Below are 18,459 nucleotides of genomic sequence, written 5' to 3'. Positions count from 1 at the left end.
CTTGGGTGGACCCTTGGCTTGACAACTCCCAGGTTCCAGCGGTCGCCGCCGAGGCCCCCGGATTCAGCCACGGGACGAGTCTCTGCTCGATTCACGCATACTTGCGGAACCTGAATCCCGGAGGAGCGAATCTCAGAGCGGGGCCGGGGCGGAATTTTCCCATCGTGGCGCGGATATCCGGAACCAACCCGGAAGATGATATGCAGCCGGAGTTTCAGGTGATCGGCGCGAGAAACGGGTGGCTATTGATCCACGATCCCCACTGGGCGGATTATGGCGCGGACAATCAGCAGGTGCTCTATAAGGGGTCCGGCTGGGTTGCCCCGGGTCTGATCGCATTCGACATGGAGGGCTACACGCTCTTTTCCAAGCCACGGATCGGGGCAGCCGTCCTTCTCACGCTCAAAGGTCCCGAAGAGGAATGGACCGGCGCCAACGTCAGGGTCGAGCAGGTGCACGGCTGCAGCGGAGGTTTCCTGGACATCACGGTCAGGAAGAAGGGTGGAACGAGAAGCCGTGGTTGGTTCGCCGCCATCTGTGGCAATCAGGGGACCACATGCTCGTTCGGCAATGAGCCGCTCATGATCGAGGAACGCAGGGGAAAACTCATCAGCGCGACAGACCTGGACTGACAGGTCCGTCATGCCGATTGCGAGAATGGGGTCAGGCTCGAGCCTTCTTTAGCTGCTCCGCGACGCGGGGCGCGAAATAGGTGAGGACGCCGTCGGCGCCCGCGCGCTTGAAGGCCAGCAGGCTCTCCATCATGGCGCGCTCGCCGTCGATCCAGCCGTTATTGGCCGCGCCCTGGATCATCGCATATTCGCCCGACACCTGGTACGCGAAGGTCGGGACCGCGAAGGTTTCCTTCACCCGCTGGACGATGTCGAGATAGGGCATGCCGGGCTTGACCATGATCATATCCGCGCCTTCCTCGAGATCGAGGGCGACCTCGCGCATGGCTTCGTGCGTGTTGGCCGGATCCATCTGGTAGGTGCGCTTGTCGCCGATCAGCGTGGCGCTGGTCCCGATGGCGTCGCGGAACGGGCCGTAGAAGGCCGAGGCGTATTTCGCCGCATAGGCCATGATCTGCACGTCCTGGAACCCGGCTGCGTCGAGGGCCGCGCGGATCGCGCCCACGCGTCCGTCCATCATGTCGGAGGGCGCGATGACGTCGGAGCCCGCCTCAGCCTGGAGCACGGCCTGCCGGGCGAGCAGCGCCACCGTCTCGTCGTTGAGGATGCGGTCGCCGTCCATCACGCCGTCATGGCCGTGGCTGGTATAGGGATCGAGCGCGACGTCCGTGATCACGCCGATTTCGGGCACGGCCCGCTTGATCTCGCGCACGGCGCGATTCACGAGATTGCGGCTGTTCAGGGATTCCGAGCCGGTCGGATCGCGAAGCGCCGGGTCGGTATAGGGAAAGAGCGCGAGGGCGGGGATGTCGAGGGCGGCGGCGCGCTCGGCCTCCTTCACCACTTCGCCGATGGTCAGGCGCTCGACGCCCGGCATGGACGCGACCGGATGCCGACCGCTCTCGCCTTCGACGACGAAAAGGGGCCAGATCAGGTCGTTCGTCGTCAGCACGTTCTCGCGCACCAGCCGCCGGGACCACTCGGCCTTGCGGTTGCGTCGCAGGCGGTGGGACAAATTCAGGGAGGAAGCAGCTTCCGGTGCGGCAGGGCGGGGGAACGGCGACAGTTTCGACATAATCCTCATCCAGAGCCGGCTTCGCTGCGCCGGCGCATGCCGAGAGGGGTAGCACATTTAAATCGCTCTAAAAAAGGGTTCGGCGTCGCATCCGGGACATTCCTGAGGGAAAACAGACAGGGCTGCCATGCATTGACGGTAACCTTGGGCGCTGTTTAATCGCCAGGACGGGCATTCGGGCCGAAGCAGGGAAAGGCGCTCCATGGACGAGAACGCGGAAGTGACATGCGAAAAGCACGGTGCCGCCGGCATCATCACGCTCAATCGTCCCCGCGCCCTCAACGCCCTGACCCTGACCATGGTGCGTGAGATGCGCCGGGCCCTCGATGCCTGGGCCACGGACCCGGAGGTCTCCCGCATCGTCGTCCAGGGCGCCGGCGGGAAGGCGTTCTGCGCCGGTGGCGACATCCGCCGCCTCACCGATCTCCTGCAGGCCGGCGAGCGCGACGAAGCGCTCGCGTTCTGGCGCGAGGAATATCAGCTCAACATCCGGATCAAGCGCTACCCGAAGCCTTATGTCTCCCTCATCGACGGCATCGTCATGGGCGGCGGCGTCGGCGTGTCGTTGCACGGATCCCACCGCGTTGCGGGCGAGGGCTATCTCTTCGCGATGCCGGAAGTCGGCATCGGCTTCTTTCCCGATGTGGGCGCGACCTATGCCCTGCCGCGCCTTCCCGGCCGGACCGGCATGTATCTGGCGCTGACCGGCGAGCGGGTGAAACAGGCCGATGCGCTGATGCTCGGCCTTGCCACCCATGCGGTCCCGGGCGCCGCGATGGAGCCCCTGCGCCAGGCCCTGATCGCGGGCGATCCGGTGGACGAGGCGCTGGCGAAGGCCTCCTTCGATCCCGGGCCCGCGCCGTTGAGCCCGGAGCGCGCGGTCATCGAATTCTGTTTCGCGGCCGGGAGCGTCGCCGGCGTGCTGGAGCGCCTCGACGAGGCGGCGGGCAAGGGCAGCGAATTCGCGTCGAAGACGGCGGCGGGCATGCGCGCCAAGTCCCCGACCAGCATGAGCATCGCCTTCGAGCAGGTCCGCCGGGGTGCCTCCCTGTCCTTCGAGGAGGCCATGAGGACCGAGTTCCGAATCGTCTCCCGGATCGGCGACGGCAAGGACTTCTTCGAGGGCGTCCGGGCGGTTCTGGTCGACAAGGACAATCGGCCCCGCTGGGACCCGGCCTCTCTCGACGGCGTGACGCGGGAAGCGGTCGAGCGCTACTTCGCGGGCCTGGGCCCCCTTGAGCTGGAGACCCGCTGATGCCCCGGAACGGCAACCACGGTGCAGCGCAGGAAGCCGCGCGGGACTATCTCTCGGACCGGATCGAGGAGCGCCCGGCGGCACCCGCCTCCATGCGCTGGAGCTTCGTCCTGACCTGGTTCATGCGGGTGCTCGCGATCATCTGGATCATGAAGGGGCTCAGCTCCTGGTCGGTGATCCTGGGGATCTGGACGCCCGCCGGGCAGTTCGAGGCCCGTTCGACGGGTTACCAGGCGATGATCATCTACTTCGCCCTGATCGATCTGATCGCGGCGGTCGGCCTGTGGATGGCGAGCACCTGGGGCGGGATCATGTGGCTCCTGGCCGTCATGAGCCATCTGATCCTCGCGGCCTTCTTCCCAGGCATCGTCTCCAGCGGCATCCTCACGATCGTGTTCTTCCTCACTCTCGTGGCGGTCTATGTGGCGGTGTCCTGGCTCGCGGCGCAGGAGGAGTAGGCGAGGCCCATGCGGCCGGGTTCCGCGGAGGCGAGCGCCTCACAGAGAAGTGTATCCTCAAGAACACAGTTCGGAGATACATCGCGGGAGAGGCCGGTCGCGAGGGCTGAAGTCGGAGCCGAGGACAATTTTGCCATAAAACGGCCCCGAAGTTCTACGTTTTCGATACCGTTCCTTAATTCTATCCCGGCAGTTTTCGCTGGGAGCGGGGGTGCTCCGGACGAGGGTCCTGACGCTTCCCGTCGCCGAGCCACACCTAACCGAGAAGAGCCTGCGCTCATGTTGTCCCGCCGTACCCTCCTGACAGGATCGCTTGCCCTTGTCCTCACACCGGCCAGCGTCGCCATGGCGCAGACCCAGGCCGAGTGGTCGCAGAATTACGAAGCCGTCTCGCGCACCCGCGTGCAGCGGACCTCGACTCCGATGCTCTCCCAGGAATCCCTGGCCGCAACCGAGCAGATGATCGAGTACTACCGGAACATCGCCGCCCGCGGCGGATGGCAGCCCGTCCAGGGCGTGCAGGGCCTGCGCGTCGGCTCCAAGAGCCCGGCCGTGGCGGCTCTGCGCCAGCGCCTTATCATCACGGGCGATCTCGATCAGTCGGCGGGCGAATCGCCGATCTACGATTCCTATGTCGAGGCCGGCGTGCGCCGCTTCCAGGCCCGGCACGGCATCAGCTCCACGGGCACCGTGACGGCCGCGACCGTGGCCGCCATGAACGTGCCTGTCGACATCCGCATCCGCCAGCTTGAGATCAACGTGGCGCGCCTGCGCAGCCTCGTGGCCGGCGGCCTGCCGAACCGCTACGTGGTCGCCAACATCCCGGCCGCGCTCGTGGAGACGGTCGAGGGCGGCATGGTCCACACCCGCCACGCCGCCGGCGTCGGCAAGAGCGACCGCCAGTCTCCGCTTCTGAACACCAAGGTGGTCGAGGTCAACTTCAACCCCTACTGGACCGTGCCCGCTTCGATCATCAAGAAGGATCTGATCCCGAAGATGCAGAAGGAGCCGAACTACCTCACGGACAACAAGATCCGCATCTTCAGCGGCGACCGGGAAATCCTCCCGTCCCAGGTCAACTGGTTCTCTGACGAGGCGACCCGCTACCGTTTCCGCCAGGAACCGGGCGGCGAGCTCAACTCCATGGGCTTCGTGCGCATCAACATTCCGAACCAGCACGGCGTGTACATGCACGACACGCCCTCGAAGGGCATCTTCGGCGACGATTTCCGCTTCGTGTCCTCGGGCTGCATCCGCGTGCAGAACGTGCGCGACTATATCGAGTGGCTCCTGAAGGACACCCCCGGCTGGAGCCGCGAGCAAATCGACGCCACGTTCAAGTCGGGCGACCGGGTCGACGCGCGTCTGGCCCAGCCGGTGCCGATCCACTGGATCTACATGACAGCCTGGGCGACCCCGGACGGGCTCGTGCAGTTCCGCGACGACATCTACAACAAGGACGGTCTCGGCGCCTCCATCCCGGTGGCGAGCCGCACCCCGACCGAGCCGGACGAGGAAATGTTCCTCCAGAACTAAGGCTTTCGGATCCCGGAAAGTCGACAGCCCGCCTCACAGGCGGGCTGTTGCTTTTCAGGGCTCGCGTCCACAAGTCCCTGGAGCGGCTTGGCGCGCTCGGGTTCCCCATGATAAAGGCCTGGGCCATCGGGAATGGAGCACCTTCAGGCGGGGCTCACAGCAAGGCGAGAACGACCATGAGCGCGAGCGAAGCAGCAAGAAATCACCTGTCCAACAGCTTTTTCTCGGCCAGCCTCGCCGACAGCGATCCCGAGATCGCCCGCGCCATCGGGCTCGAGCTCGGCCGCCAGCGCGACGAGATCGAGCTGATCGCCTCCGAGAACATCGTCTCCCGCGCGGTCCTGGAGGCCCAGGGCTCGGTGATGACCAACAAATACGCGGAAGGCTATCCGGGCCGCCGCTATTACGGCGGCTGCCAGTTCGTCGACATGGCCGAGGAGCTCGCCATCGAGCGCGCCAAGCGCCTCTTCGACTGCAGGTTCGCCAACGTCCAGCCCAATTCCGGTTCCCAGGCCAACCAGGCCGTGTTCATGGCGCTCATGAAGCCGGGCGACACCTTCATGGGCCTGGACCTCGCCTGCGGCGGCCACCTGACCCACGGCTCGCCCGTGAACATGTCCGGCAAGTGGTTCAACGTGGTGAGCTACAAGGTCCGCGAGAGCGATCAGATCATCGACATGGACGAGGTCGCCCGCCTCGCCCGCGAGCACAAGCCGAAGGTGATCGTGGCCGGCGGCTCGGCCTATTCCCGGTTCTGGGACTTCGCCCGCTTCCGCGAGATCGCCGACGAGGTCGGTGCCTTCTTCATGGTCGATATCGCCCACTTCGCCGGTCTCGTGGCGGGCGGCGCGCATCCGTCGCCGTTCCCCCATGCCCACGTGGTCACCACCACCACGCACAAGACCCTGCGCGGCCCGCGCGGCGGCATGATCCTCACCAATGACGAGGACATCGCCAAGAAGGTCAATTCTGCGATCTTCCCCGGCCTCCAGGGCGGCCCGCTCATGCATGTGATCGCCGCCAAGGCCGTGGCCTTCGGCGAGGCCCTGCGCCCCGAGTTCAAGCTCTATGCCCACGCGGTGGTCGAGAACGCCAAGGTGCTCGCCGACACCATGCTGGCCGGCGGCTACGCCATTGTGGCGGGCGGCACGGACAACCATCTGATGCTGGTGGACCTGCGCCCGAAGAAGCTCACCGGCAAGGCGGCCGAGGCGGCTCTGGGCCGCGCCCACATCACCTGCAACAAGAACGGCGTGCCCTTCGATCCCGAGAAGCCGATGGTGACCTCCGGCATCCGCCTCGGCACCCCCGCCGCCACCTCGCGCGGCTTCGGCGTGGCCGAATTCCGGAAGGTCGGCGAGCTGATCGTCGAGGCGCTCGACGGTCTTGCCCGGCACGGTGAGGAAGCCAACGCCCCGGTCGAGGAATCGGTGAAGGTCCGCGTGCACGAGCTGACCCGCCGCTTCCCGATCTACGCATAAGCCCGGAACGACCATGCGCTGTCCCTATTGCGGGAGTCTCGACACCCAGGTGAAGGATTCCCGGCCGACGGACGATTCCTCCTCCATCCGCCGCCGCCGCGTCTGTCCGGATTGCGGTGGCCGCTTCACGACCTTCGAGCGCGTGCAGCTGCGCGAGCTCACTGTGGTGAAGCGCTCAGGGAGGCGCGTGCCCTTCGACCGGGACAAGCTCCAGCAATCGGTGGATGTGGCCCTGCGCAAGCGCTCGGTCGATCCCGAGCGCGTCGAGCGCATGATCAACGGCATCGTGCGCCAGCTCGAAAGCATGGGCGACGGCGAGGTGCCGAGCGAAACCGTGGGCGAACTCGTCATGGAGGGCCTCAAGGCCCTGGACGACGTGGCCTATGTGCGCTTCGCCTCCGTCTACAAGAACTTCCGCGAGGCCAAGGATTTCGAGGAGATTCTCGGGAAGCTGGCGGAAGAGCCGGAGGACGCTCCGCCTCTCCAGAAGAAGCCCGTGCAGTCCGAGCGATGAGTTCGTCCGGCGCACAGGATCGGGATTCGGAACGGCACCGGTGGGACGAGCGCTTCATGCGCCTCGCCATCGCGCTCGGCGAGCGCAATCTCGGCCTCACCTGGCCCAACCCTTCCGTGGGCGCCGTCGTGGTGGACGAGAGCGGGGATGCTCCTGTCATCGTCGCCCAAGGGGCGACCCAGCCGGGCGGGCGTCCGCATGCGGAGCGGGTCGCGCTCGCGGCGGCCGGCGAGCGGGCGAGGGGGGCGACGCTCTACGTCTCCCTGGAGCCATGCTCCCATCATGGCCGGACGCCTCCCTGCGCCGATGCGGTCGTGGAGGCGGGCATCGCCCGCGTGGTCTCCGCCGTCGAGGACCCGGATGCCCGTGTCGCCGGGCTGGGCCACGCCCGGCTGCGCGCCGCCGGAATCGCGGTGGTGGCCGGCTGCCTTCAGCCTCTGGCGCGCCGCGCCCATCGCGGGCACATCACCCGCGTCACGAAGGGACGGCCCGCCGTCGCCGTGAAGCTCGCCCGCACGACCGAGGGCCTGGCGGGGTCGCGCAACGGACCGCGCCTGATGATCACGGGGGATATCGCCAACGCGAAGGTGCATCTGATGCGTGCCCATGCGGATGCCGTCATGGTCGGGGTCGGCACGATCCTGGCCGACGATCCGCTGCTCAACGTGCGCCTGCCCGGCCTCGAGGGCCGCTCGCCCATCCGCATCGTGCTCGACTCGCACCTGCGCACACCCCTGACGGCCCGCATCGTCGCAGGCGCCCGCGAGATCCCGACCTGGATCGTCGCCACCCTCGCCGCGCCCGTGGAGGCGGAGCGCGCCCTCATCGCGAGGGGCGTCGAGGTGCTGCGGGTCGCGGACGAGGGCGGGCATGTGTCGCTGTCCGAGGCCCTGACCCTGCTCGGGACCCGCGGGCTGACCCGGCTGTTCTGCGAAGGCGGGCCGGGGCTTGCCGATGCGCTGGCCCGGGTCGATCTCATCGACGAGCTGACCCTGGTCACCGGCCGTTCCGCGCGCGGCGAGGGCGATGTGCCGGCCCTCGGGCTGTCGCTGCAGGACCGCATGGACGCCCTCGACCTTTACGCCGACGAACAGGTCGGCTCCGATCTTTTCATGTTCTGGGAGAAGCCCTGATGTTTACGGGAATCGTGACCGATATCGGCGAGGTCGTGTCCGAGGAAGGGGCGCAGGGCACCCTGAAGCGCCTGCGCATCCATGCCTCCTACGATCCTGAGACCATTGCGCTCGGCGCCTCCATCGCCTGCGGAGGACCCTGCCTGACGGTCGTGGCCGTCGGCGCGCGCGAGGGCGGCTGCTGGTTCGACGTGGACGCGGCGGCGGAGACGCTGGACCGCACCACGGTGGGCGAATGGAAGGCGGGAACGCGGATCAACCTGGAGCGCTCTCTCAAGATCGGCGACGAACTCGGCGGCCATATCGTGACCGGCCACGTGGACGGCCTCGCCACCATCGTGGCCCGGGAGGCGATCACCGCCGGGGACGATCCCTGGGGGCCGACCGCGCGCTTCGTCATCCGGGCGCCGTCGGCTCTTGCGCGGTTCATCGCGGAGAAGGGCTCCGTATGCCTCGACGGCACGTCGCTCACCGTCAATTCGGTCGACGGCGATCTCTTCTCCGTGCTCATCATCCCGCATACGCTCGCGGTGACGACCTGGGGCGAGCGCCGGGAGGGCGACAGCCTCAACCTGGAGGTCGACCTCATGGCCCGCTACGCGGCACGGCTTGCGGAGGCACGCCGGGCGGAGTAGGGGAACGTCCATCTCATTCGTGTTTCACCCAAATCGATCGACGCCGCCCGTTCGGCGCCGAACCTCTCCGGCCAGGAGAGGATGAAGGACTGTCCCATGGTCTCGCATTCCGAAAAGCCGCAAGGCTCCCGTCCGCCGGTCCCCGGCGCCCGCATCCTGATCGTCGAAGCGCGGTTCTATGACGATATCGCAGACGAGCTGCTGCGCGGCGCGCAAGGCGCGGCCGAGGCGGCCCAGGCGAAGACGGAGGTGCTGACCCTCGACGGCGCGCTCGAAATTCCGGCGACCGTCGCCATCGCGCTCGATGCCGCCGAAAAGGCCGGCAAACCCTACGATGCCGTCGTGGCGCTCGGCTGCGTGATCCGCGGCGAGACGGGGCATTACGACATCGTGGCGGGCGAGAGCGCCCGGGCGTTGATGGATCTGTCGGTCGCCCGCAAGATCCCGCTCGCCAACGGCATCCTGACGGTGGAGAATGACGAGCAGGCCTGGACCCGGGCGAGCGTGAGCGAATTGAATAAGGGTGCGGGTGCCGTGGAAGCGGCGCTCGCCGTCCTGCGCATCAAGCAACGACTGGAGGCCTGATCATGACGAAGCCTGCAGAGCGCTCGGCCGCTCGCCTCGCTGCCGTCCAGGCTCTCTACCAGATGGATCTCTCCGGCAAGACCGTCACGGACGCGCTCGCCGAGTTCGAGGCCTTCTGGATCGGACGCGAGGTGGAAGGCATCGAGTTCAAGCCGTCCGACATCGAATTCTTCCGCAATGTCATCTCCGGCGTGGTCCAGAACCAGCGCCCCATCGACGTGAAGATCGACAAGGCTCTTTCCGAGGGCTGGCCCCTGCGCCGCGTCGAGGCCGTGCTGCGCGCCATTCTGCGCGCGGGCGGCTACGAGCTCATGTTCCGCAAGGATGTCCCGGCCCGGGTCGTGATCACCGAATATGTGGACGTGACCCACGGCTTCTATGGCGAGGATGAGCCCGGACTCGTGAACGCGGTGCTCGACACGCTGACCCGCGAAGTTCGCCCCGGCGAGCTGGAGAAGAAGGCGGCCGGGCAGGGCAAACGCTGAGGCTCCGAATGGCGGAACCGTCAGGCCATGGCTCAAACGGGCGTCCCGGCGAGGACAGCCTGATCGCCCGTTTCTTCGCGCCGCTGGCGGGCGAGGGCGGTCTCGGACTGAAGGACGACGCCGCCTGCCTGTCCCCGAGGCCGGGGCACGATCTCGTGCTGACGGCGGATGCCCTGGTCGAGTCGGTCCATTTCCTCCCGGAGGATGCCCCTGCCTCCATCGCCCGCAAGGCGCTCGGCGTGAACGTGTCGGATCTCGCCGCCAAGGGGGCGGAGCCGGTGGGGTTTCTCCTGAGCCTCGCCCTCCCCGAAGCCTGGACCGAGGAATGGCTTGCCGCCTTCGCGTCGGGCCTCGGGCAGGCATCGCGCGATTTCTCCTGCCCGCTCCTCGGCGGAGATACGGTCAAGGCAAGCGGCGGGCTCACCCTCTCGGTCACGGCTCTCGGAGAGGTGCCGGCCGGAACGATGGTCCGCCGCACGAATGCGCGGGTGGGTGACGTGATCTGCGTGACCGGCACGATCGGCGACGCGGCGCTGGGACTGAAGCTCCGACGGGCTCCGGCATGGGCCGGGAACCTGTCGCCCGAGGAGAGGGCGCATCTGGCCGACCGCTATCTCCATCCGCAGCCGCGCCACCGGCTCGCCCGGGCGGTGCGGGAGCATGCCCATGCCGCCATGGACGTGTCGGACGGGCTTGCGGGCGATCTTGCCAAGATGATGCGGGCAAGCGGCGTTTCGGCCATCGTCGAGGCAAAAACGGTGCCGCTCTCGCCCGCTGCCCGAAAGGCCGTCGCCGCCGATCCCGGGCTTTTCGACCTGGCCGTCACGGGCGGGGACGATTACGAGATTCTCTGCACGCTGCCGGAAAAGAATCTCGACAGTTTCGTGAAAGAGGCCGATAGCGTGGGCGTCATGGTGTCCGCCATAGGCCGAGTCGTCGACGGGCATGAAGCCGCGGTCTTTCGGATGCAGGGTGCTGAAAGACGCTACGATGCAGGCTCATTCTCCCACTTCTGACGCGCTTGCGAAGCGCAATGCCGTCGTTCTCGCCATGGCGACGGCGCTCGGCGGTTCGAGCCCCGCCATCGTCGTCTCCCTCGGCGGCCTCGTCGGGCAGACGCTCGCCGACAACAAGGAACTCGCCACGCTTCCCGTGAGCCTGCTCAATCTGGGCCTGGCGCTCGGCACGATTCCCGCCGCCATGCTCATGCGGCGGGTGGGGCGGCGCATCGGCTATATCGTCGGAGCGGGCATCGGCCTCTTCGGCGGATGCCTCGCGGCCTTCGGCATCGTCTCCACCAGCTTCCTGCTGTTCTGCCTGGGCACGACCGTCATCGGCATGTACGGCTCCTTCAACCAGAGCTATCGCTTCGCGGCGACCGACGCCGCCTCCGAATCCTTCAAGGCGCGGGCGATTTCCTGGGTCATGATGGGCGGCATCGCGGCCGGGTTCATCGGGCCTCAGACGGTCATCTGGCTCCAGGACGCCGCGCCGTCCGCGCCGTTCTCGGGGGCGTTCCTGGGGCAGGCGGCGCTGGCCCTCATGTCCATGGCGGTCGTGTCGTTCCTCAAGCCCGTGCCGGTGAGCGCGGCCCCGAAAGCGGGCGGCAGGCCGTTGAGCGAGATCGTGGCGCAGCCCCGGTTCGTCGTCGCGGTCGTGGCGGGCCTCGTGTCCTATGCGCTCATGAGTTTCGTCATGACCGCCGCGCCCATGGCCATGGTGGGATGCGGGCATAGCGTCGGCGATGCGGCCTCCGGCATCCGCTGGCACATCCTGGCCATGTTCGGCCCGAGTTTCTTCACCGGGCGTCTCATCGCACGCTTCGGCAAGGAGCCGGTGACCGCGGCGGGGCTGTGCCTCATCGCCGTGTCGGCCGTCATCGGCCTGTCCGGCATCGACCTGGCCCATTTCTGGGCCACGCTCATCCTCTTAGGGCTCGGCTGGAATTTCGGCTTCATCGGCGCGACCGCCATGGTGACCGATTGCTACCGGCCGGAGGAGCGCACGAAGGTCCAGGCGGCCAACGATTTCCTGGTCTTCGGCTCGGTTGCCGTCGCCTCCTTCTCGTCGGGGAAGCTCCTCAACGCGGGCGGCTGGGAGACCGTGAACTGGATGGTCTTCCCGCCCGTTGCCGTCGCTCTACTTCTGCTAGCTTGGCAGCAGAAGGCGTGGCGGACCGTACCCGCATAAAGTCTAAAGGTCTTCCTGTGAGTTGGGCGGGAAGTATCGTTGCGAACGGCCTAGTTTTTTGCAACCAAATATGAAGTTCGCTGGGGGTGGTGGCCGTTCAAGGCCTGACGTCAGGCCTTGAAGAGCGGCTTTCTGCTTTCCCATAACAAGGATGGCACGATGGCACTCACCCTTATTATTCTGGGCGGGCTTCTCTCGATTGCGTATGGCCTCTGGGCCATCAGCGACGTGATGAAGCGCGACGCCGGTTCTCAGCGCATGCAGGAAATCGCAGGCGCGGTTGCCGAAGGCGCAAAAGCTTATCTCCGCAGGCAATATTCGACGATCGCAATCGTGGGGGTGGTGCTGTTCGCCATCATCGCCTACTTCCTCGGCATCCGCGTCGCCATCGGCTTCGCCATCGGCGCCATCCTGTCCGGGGCGGCGGGCTTCATCGGCATGAACGTCGCCGTTCGCGCCAATGTCCGCACCGCACAGGCCGCAACGCAATCCCTCGGCGGCGGACTGGACGTGGCCTTCAAGGCGGGCGCGGTCACCGGCATGCTCGTGGCCGGTCTCGCACTGCTCGGCGTGGCTCTCTACTTCGGCTATCTCACCCGGATCGATGGCCTCGCCCCCGACAGCCGCACCGTCATCGACAGCCTCGTGGCGCTGGGCTTCGGCGCTTCGCTGATCTCCATCTTCGCCCGTCTCGGCGGCGGCATCTTCACCAAGGGCGCGGATGTCGGCGGCGACCTCGTGGGCAAGGTGGAAGCGGGCATTCCCGAGGACGATCCGCGCAACCCGGCCACCATCGCCGACAACGTGGGCGACAATGTCGGCGACTGCGCCGGCATGGCCGCGGACCTGTTCGAGACCTATGCGGTGACCGTGGTCGCCACCATGGTGCTGGCGGCGATCTTCTTCGGCGGGCAGAGCATTCTCGACTCGATGCTCCTGTATCCGCTCGCCATCGGGGCTGCCTGCATCGTCACCTCGATCATCGGCACGTTCTTCGTGAAGCTCGGCCAGAACGAGTCGATCATGTGGGCCCTCTACAAGGGCCTCATCGCGACCGGCATCCTGTCCGCGATCGCGATCGCGCTCGTGACCTGGCAGATGATCGGCTTCGGCCCGATCGAGGGCACCGAGTTTACCGGTCAGGCCCTGTTCTGGTGTGCGATCATCGGTCTGTTGGTGACCGCCTTCATCGTCGTCATCACCGAATACTACACCGGCGTCGGCTTCCGTCCGGTGCGCTCGATCGCCCAGTCGTCCGTGACGGGGCACGGCACCAACGTGATCCAGGGCCTCGCGGTTTCTCTGGAATCCACCGCATTGCCGACCATCGTGATCATCGCGGGCATCATCGTGGCGTTCAAGCTCGCGGGCCTCTTCGGCATCGCGATCGCGGTCACGGCCATGCTGGCCCTCGCGGGCATGATCGTCGCCCTCGACGCCTTCGGCCCGGTGACGGACAATGCGGGCGGCATCGCAGAAATGGCGGGCCTGCCCAAGGAGGTGCGCAGGTCAACGGACGCTCTGGACGCCGTGGGCAACACCACCAAGGCCGTCACGAAGGGCTACGCGATCGGCTCGGCGGGACTGGGCGCACTCGTGCTCTTCGCGGCCTATACCTCGGACCTGACCTATTTCACGAAGAACGCGGAGCAGTATCCCTATTTCCAGGGCGTGGCTCCGGACTTCTCGCTCACCAATCCCTACGTGGTGGTGGGCCTGCTGTTCGGCGGCCTCATTCCGTTCCTGTTCGGTGGCATCGCCATGACGGCGGTGGGCCGGGCGGCGGGCGCGGTTGTGGAGGAAGTCCGCCGTCAGTTCCGGGAGAGGCCGGGCATCATGGCGGGAACCGACCGCCCGGATTACGGCCGCGCGGTGGACATGCTCACCCGCGCCGCGATCAAGGAAATGATCGTGCCCTCGCTCCTGCCGGTGCTGGCGCCGATCGTGACCTATTTCGTGATCTACTGGGTGGCCGGGAAGTCCCAGGCCTTCTCGGCGGTCGGGGCGATGCTGCTCGGCGTGATCGTGACGGGTCTCTTCGTCGCGATCTCGATGACGTCCGGCGGCGGCGCCTGGGACAACGCCAAGAAATCCTTCGAGGACGGCTTCACCGACGCCTCCGGCGCGACCCATCACAAGGGCTCTGAGGCTCACAAGGCCTCCGTGACCGGCGATACGGTCGGCGACCCCTACAAGGATACGGCCGGACCGGCCGTGAACCCGGCGATCAAGATCACCAACATCATCGCCCTTCTGCTGTTGGCGATCCTGGCGCATTCGTAAGCCCGAAGACGGGGCGTCCGTCAGACCCGCGGCCCATGCCGCGGGTTTTTCGTGAGCCCGACAAAGAAAAAGGCCGGGCGCTCGACCCGGCCTTCTCGCTGGATAGGACTTTCCGTCTCAGGTTCCGAACGGGTTGAAGTTGTTCGTGCCCTTGAGGATCTGGCCGAGGAAGCTCGTTTCCGCGCCGCCGGAGGGAGTGGTGCGGCTGATGAAGTCGAAGACCTGGCCGTCCTGAATGCCGTAGAGGCCAACACGCTCCACGCGCAGATTCCTGTCGAAATAGACGGCGGTGACCCGCTGGTCCACGACGGTTTCGCCCATGAACTGGAACGTGCGGCGGGATTTCTGGCTGATATAGTACCAGCTCTTGTTGCCGACGGTGGACACCGTCGAGGGAGTGCCGAGGGTCTGGAGTACCTGGTCGGCGCTCATGCCCTTCTTCACCTGGTTCACGGCGTTCTCGTCGAGCTGATATCCGCGGGCAAATTCCTCACCCATCGTGCAGGCCGCAACCGAGGTGGCCAGGAAAGTCGCAGTAGCCAAGCGTACCAAAAGAGTATGATATCGACGCATTGTACGGTTCTTCCAGGAATGCGGCGCGGATGAGCTTGCGCCTATGGATCCTGATGGCGTAACCCGAGGTTTCGATTTTGACAAGCTTGGAAGGGAAAAGGCTGTGATATTCAGTCTCTTCCGCAAGGATCCCCGGCGCACGACCATCGCGGCTCTCTATGCGAGAATCGCCGATGCCTCCCGCGTTCCGGGGCTCTATGCGGCACTCGGCATCCCGGACAGTCTCGAGGGGCGCTTCGAATCCCTCTCGCTGCACATGATCCTCGCCCTGCGGGCTTTGAGGGATCTTCCGCCTCCCGCCGACGACGTGGCGAAGGATCTCACGGATGCCTTTTTCCGGGACATGGACGCCTCCCTGCGGGAGATGGGTGTCGGCGACACCGTCGTGCCCAAACGCATGAAGAAGGTGGCCGCCGCCTTCTACGGCAGGGCCCAGGCCTATGACCCGGCCTTCAACGCCGGCAACGGGACCGAGCTGGCCCAGGCCCTCGGACGCAACGCCCTCGGCGGCGATGCACCTGCCCGGGGGCTCGCGCGTTATGCCCTGGCGGCGGACGAGAGCCTTAAAGCCGTCACGCTGGAGATGTTACTCGAATCCTCGCCCGCCTTCCCGGCGCCCGAGGCCTTCTCAGAGGAGGGAAGCCGATGACTCCTGAAACCGTTGGTCCCTTGTCGCGCCTCGTGGACGTCATGAACATCCCGCCGCGCGGGCAGGAGATCCACGTGGAGGCGAGCGCCGAGGAGAGGGACGCCCTCGCCAAGGATTTCGGGCTGCCGGGCATCCGGGCGCTCGCGGGCGACTTCAAGCTCGACAACACCGCCAAGGGCATCCACGTCACCGGGGTCGTCAAAGCGTCCATCACGCAGGTCTGCGTCGTCACCCTTGACCCGTTCGATTCGGATATCGAGGAGGAGGTCGAGGTGGATTTCGCGGAACCCTCCGGGATGCCGGCCGAGCCGCCGACCGATATCAACGAATACGAGCCGCCGGACGAGATCGTCAACGGCCAGATCGATCTGGGGGCGCTGACCGCCGAGTTCCTGGCGCTCGGCCTCGATCCTTACCCGCGCAAGCCGGGGGTGGATTTCGACTATCGCGACCCGGGCGACGGCAAGGATTCGCCCTTCGCGGCGCTTGGCAAACTCAAGGCCGACGAGTAAGCGGAAGCGTTCCGGAACAATGGCTTGCGGGGGCGTGGCTCCCGCGGCCCGCCTCCGTGGGGGCTCTCCCGCATCGGACGTGACATCGAACCCCACAGTACACGACTCATGTTGCTTTGAGCCTGATCGGACATTTTGCCGTCCATGCGTTTGCGGCGATGTGAGGGGTGTTGAAGAGCGCCTGCCTGAGGGTATCGAGGCCGGTGCGGAACCATGACTTCGCGCGCCGGCCATGGACTTTTCGTGGGATGGCCTTGAGCCCCATGGTGCGCGACGCGGTGGCGTAAACCCAGGTGATGGTGAGCGCCAGAAGGGCGGTCAAGGTTTCGATCTTGCCCGGATCGGCCAGGTGCGTATCCTCCAGGTTGAAGCCGCGCGTCTTGGCCTCGGCAAACAGGCATTCGATCGCCCAGCGCCGGCGATAGGTCTGCAACGCCCGGCGCGGATCGGTGCGGTTGGTCAGCACGACGAGCCATTGGCCGCTTTTGATCCGGCGGGCGGCGAGCCGCAGCGGGGTCGGGTGGTCGGGCAGGAACACGTCGACGGTGTGGATGAGGTGGCGTGCGCGCTTGGTGCGCAACAGGGTCCGGATCGACCACAGCTGCCGGTCGGCGAGCGCCAGGCGCAAGTCCTCCTTGACCCGGATGGCGAACGGAATGTCGTGGTCGATCAGGAACTTGATCCAGTCGGCCCCGATGAACTCACGGTCGGCCAGCAGCAGCTCGATGGTGTCGGGCCCAAACCGGGCCAGATAGCGCCGCATCAGGGCCATGCGCTGGGCGCTGGTGCTGTTGCCCGGATGGGTGAGAACGCTCCACAGCAGCGGCACCCGGAAGCGGCGCGTGACGATGGCCAGCACCAGGATGTTGATGTCGCGGCGGCCGATCTTCCAGTGCGTGCGGTCGAGCGCCAGGCATTTCGGCCGCGACAGGTTGAGCATGCGGACCACCAGGGCGGCCACCACCGTTTGGTCGAAGCGCACAACCTGGAAGAAGCGTTGCAGGCGACGGTATTTCGAGGCATAGCGGGCCGGTCCGGGAAACTGGCTGGCGACATGGGTCAGGTTGACCGTGCGGCCCTGGATCAGCGCGACCAGAAACAGGCAGGCGGTTTCCAGACGGGATTGGCTCAGACCCAGGTGCGGCGCTAAAGTCCGCATCAGGGCGGTGCGAAGACAGATCGGCATAGCAGGATCCTTTTGGCGAAGAATCCGCTACTCCACCAGATCGCACCGTCCACCACCAGACTGTCGTGTACTGTGATCGAACCCACATCCGATGCTGTAAGTCTCTGTTGTCGAGCATCTTTTCACGCAAGACCGCTACCCACTTTTGCGTTCGATGCTCTAGAATTCGGTTGCGATGCTGTCGCAAAAAGGTATTTTCCGCCCCCTGTCCAAGCCGAAAGAAAGAATAAGCGGTTATGTCGAAGCCAGTGCGTATTTCGCTCGATGCGATGGGGGGGGACCACGGCCCGTCGATCGTCATCCCTGGTGCGGCCCTGGCCCTCGAGCGCCATCCCGACATCCGCTTCCTCATGTTCGGCAACGAGGCGCTGATCGCGCCCCTTCTGAATGCCCATCCCAAGCTCAAGGCTGCGACCGAGCTTCACCATACCGAGATCTCCATCGGAATGGACGAGAAGCCGAGCCAGGCGATCCGCATGGGCCGCGGCAAGTCCTCCATGTGGAAGGCCGTCCAGGCGGTTCGGGACGGAGAGGCGGACGCCGCCGTCTCCGCCGGCAACACCGGCGCCCTGATGGCCACGGCCAAGATCTGCCTGAAGACCATGGCCCATATCGAGCGTCCGGCGATTGCCGCCATGTGGCCGACCATGCGCGGCGAGAGCATCGTGCTCGACGTGGGCGCCACCATCGGGGCGGATGCGGGGCATCTGGTGGACATGGCCATCATGGGCGCCGCCATGGCGCGGATCGTGTTCGATCTGGAGCGGCCGACGGTGGGGCTGCTCAATGTCGGCACCGAGGAAATCAAGGGAATCGAGGCGGTCAAGGAAGCCGGCCGTATTCTCAGGGAGATGGACGCTCCCTATCTCGAGTACCGCGGCTTCGTGGAAGGCGACGATATCGGGAAGGGGACGGTGGACGTGGTCGTCACCGAGGGTTTTACGGGCAATATCGCCTTGAAGACCGCCGAGGGAACGGCCAAGCAGATCGGCCAGTATCTCCGCTCGGCCATGAGCCGCACGCTGATGGCCAAGATCGGCTATCTGTTCGCGAAACAGGCCTTTAACGCCCTCAGGGACAAGATGGACCCGCGCAAGGTCAATGGCGGTCTCTTCCTGGGCCTCGAGGGCGTGGTCGTGAAGAGCCACGGCGGCACGGACGATCTGGGCTTCGCCAGTGCCATCGACGTGGCCTACGACATGGCGCATTTTGAATTGATGAAGACGATCCGGGGCATGCTGGAGCATGGTCCGGTCGGGCACGAGGCCTGAGGAAAG

At 66.2% G+C, this 18,459-nt stretch carries 19 protein-coding genes; 16 read left to right on the top strand and 3 right to left on the bottom strand.

The window, feature by feature from the left end; genetic code table 11:
* Positions 1-200: 200 nt before the first annotated feature.
* On the top strand, positions 201-632 hold the full coding sequence (locus RE429_RS13035; RefSeq protein WP_414471187.1) for a hypothetical protein: 432 nt from the start codon (positions 201-203) through the stop codon (positions 630-632).
* Between the two features lie 31 nt (positions 633-663).
* Here the strand turns inward: RE429_RS13035 and hemB are convergent, their stop codons facing one another.
* The gene (gene hemB / locus RE429_RS13030) at positions 664-1,707 is read right to left on the bottom strand and encodes a porphobilinogen synthase (protein WP_414471186.1); all 1,044 of its coding nucleotides are present in this window, start codon (positions 1,705-1,707) and stop codon (positions 664-666) included.
* Positions 1,708-1,909: 202 nt separating this feature from the next.
* On the opposite strand from hemB, the gene RE429_RS13025 reads away from it, so the two are divergent.
* The 12 genes from RE429_RS13025 (at position 1,910) to RE429_RS12970 (ending at position 14,262) form a co-directional block, all read left to right on the top strand.
* Positions 1,910-2,962, top strand: coding sequence for an enoyl-CoA hydratase/isomerase family protein (locus tag RE429_RS13025; protein WP_414471185.1), 1,053 nt, complete (start codon positions 1,910-1,912; stop codon positions 2,960-2,962).
* Entirely contained in the window at positions 2,962-3,420 is a 459-nt protein-coding gene (locus RE429_RS13020; protein WP_414471184.1) for a DUF6163 family protein, read from the top strand. Before RE429_RS13025 ends, RE429_RS13020 begins: the two co-directional genes overlap by 1 nt.
* A gap of 279 nt (positions 3,421-3,699) precedes the next feature.
* A complete protein-coding gene (locus tag RE429_RS13015; RefSeq protein ID WP_414471183.1) occupies positions 3,700-4,956 on the top strand; it encodes a L,D-transpeptidase family protein in 1,257 nt (418 codons plus the stop codon).
* Positions 4,957-5,132: 176 nt separating this feature from the next.
* Complete coding sequence (glyA, locus tag RE429_RS13010) at positions 5,133-6,437, top strand: serine hydroxymethyltransferase (protein ID WP_414471182.1); 1,305 nt, start codon at positions 5,133-5,135, stop codon at positions 6,435-6,437.
* A gap of 13 nt (positions 6,438-6,450) precedes the next feature.
* Positions 6,451-6,951, top strand: coding sequence for a transcriptional regulator NrdR (gene nrdR / locus RE429_RS13005; protein ID WP_414471181.1), 501 nt, complete (start codon positions 6,451-6,453; stop codon positions 6,949-6,951).
* Complete coding sequence (gene ribD, locus RE429_RS13000) at positions 6,948-8,084, top strand: bifunctional diaminohydroxyphosphoribosylaminopyrimidine deaminase/5-amino-6-(5-phosphoribosylamino)uracil reductase RibD (protein WP_414471180.1); 1,137 nt, start codon at positions 6,948-6,950, stop codon at positions 8,082-8,084. Before nrdR ends, ribD begins: the two co-directional genes overlap by 4 nt.
* Positions 8,084-8,719, top strand: a complete 636-nt coding sequence (locus RE429_RS12995) for a riboflavin synthase (protein ID WP_414471179.1) — start codon at positions 8,084-8,086, stop codon at positions 8,717-8,719. The genes ribD and RE429_RS12995 overlap by 1 nt, the downstream gene beginning before the upstream one ends.
* Positions 8,720-8,815: 96 nt before the next feature.
* Positions 8,816-9,304, top strand: a complete 489-nt coding sequence (ribH, locus tag RE429_RS12990) for a 6,7-dimethyl-8-ribityllumazine synthase (protein ID WP_414474191.1) — start codon at positions 8,816-8,818, stop codon at positions 9,302-9,304.
* Between the two features lie 2 nt (positions 9,305-9,306).
* The gene (gene nusB / locus RE429_RS12985; protein ID WP_370437216.1) at positions 9,307-9,789 is read left to right on the top strand and encodes a transcription antitermination factor NusB; all 483 of its coding nucleotides are present in this window, start codon (positions 9,307-9,309) and stop codon (positions 9,787-9,789) included.
* 8 nt (positions 9,790-9,797) lie between these two features.
* Positions 9,798-10,805 (top strand): thiamine-phosphate kinase, encoded by a 1,008-nt coding sequence (gene thiL / locus RE429_RS12980; RefSeq protein WP_414471178.1) that lies wholly within the window; start codon positions 9,798-9,800, stop codon positions 10,803-10,805.
* Entirely contained in the window at positions 10,780-11,979 is a 1,200-nt protein-coding gene (locus tag RE429_RS12975) for an MFS transporter (RefSeq protein WP_414471177.1), read from the top strand. The genes thiL and RE429_RS12975 overlap by 26 nt, the downstream gene beginning before the upstream one ends.
* Before the next feature lie 159 nt (positions 11,980-12,138).
* Positions 12,139-14,262: a sodium-translocating pyrophosphatase gene (locus RE429_RS12970; protein WP_414471176.1), complete on the top strand. Its 2,124-nt coding sequence runs from the start codon at positions 12,139-12,141 to the stop codon at positions 14,260-14,262.
* Positions 14,263-14,379: 117 nt separating this feature from the next.
* Here the strand turns inward: RE429_RS12970 and RE429_RS12965 are convergent, their stop codons facing one another.
* A complete protein-coding gene (locus RE429_RS12965; RefSeq protein WP_414471175.1) occupies positions 14,380-14,835 on the bottom strand; it encodes an outer membrane protein assembly factor BamE in 456 nt (151 codons plus the stop codon).
* Positions 14,836-14,938: 103 nt separating this feature from the next.
* Between RE429_RS12965 and RE429_RS12960 the strand changes: the two genes are divergently transcribed.
* Positions 14,939-15,484, top strand: a complete 546-nt coding sequence (locus tag RE429_RS12960) for a ubiquinol-cytochrome C chaperone family protein (RefSeq protein ID WP_414471174.1) — start codon at positions 14,939-14,941, stop codon at positions 15,482-15,484.
* Entirely contained in the window at positions 15,481-15,996 is a 516-nt protein-coding gene (locus RE429_RS12955; protein ID WP_414471173.1) for a YceD family protein, read from the top strand. The genes RE429_RS12960 and RE429_RS12955 overlap by 4 nt, the downstream gene beginning before the upstream one ends.
* Before the next feature lie 106 nt (positions 15,997-16,102).
* Here RE429_RS12955 and RE429_RS12950 read toward each other — a convergent pair whose 3' ends face one another.
* The gene (locus RE429_RS12950; protein WP_414470626.1) at positions 16,103-17,182 is read right to left on the bottom strand and encodes an IS4 family transposase; all 1,080 of its coding nucleotides are present in this window, start codon (positions 17,180-17,182) and stop codon (positions 16,103-16,105) included.
* A gap of 236 nt (positions 17,183-17,418) precedes the next feature.
* Between RE429_RS12950 and plsX the strand changes: the two genes are divergently transcribed.
* Positions 17,419-18,453: a phosphate acyltransferase PlsX gene (gene plsX, locus RE429_RS12945; protein WP_414471172.1), complete on the top strand. Its 1,035-nt coding sequence runs from the start codon at positions 17,419-17,421 to the stop codon at positions 18,451-18,453.
* Positions 18,454-18,459 lie beyond the last annotated feature (6 nt).

It is taken from the genome of Microvirga sp. M2 (genome assembly GCF_047497095.1).
Taxonomy (GTDB): Bacteria; Pseudomonadota; Alphaproteobacteria; order Rhizobiales; family Beijerinckiaceae; genus Microvirga.
Note: the sequence above shows the minus strand (reverse complement) of the source record. Positions and strands in the feature narration are given on the sequence as shown.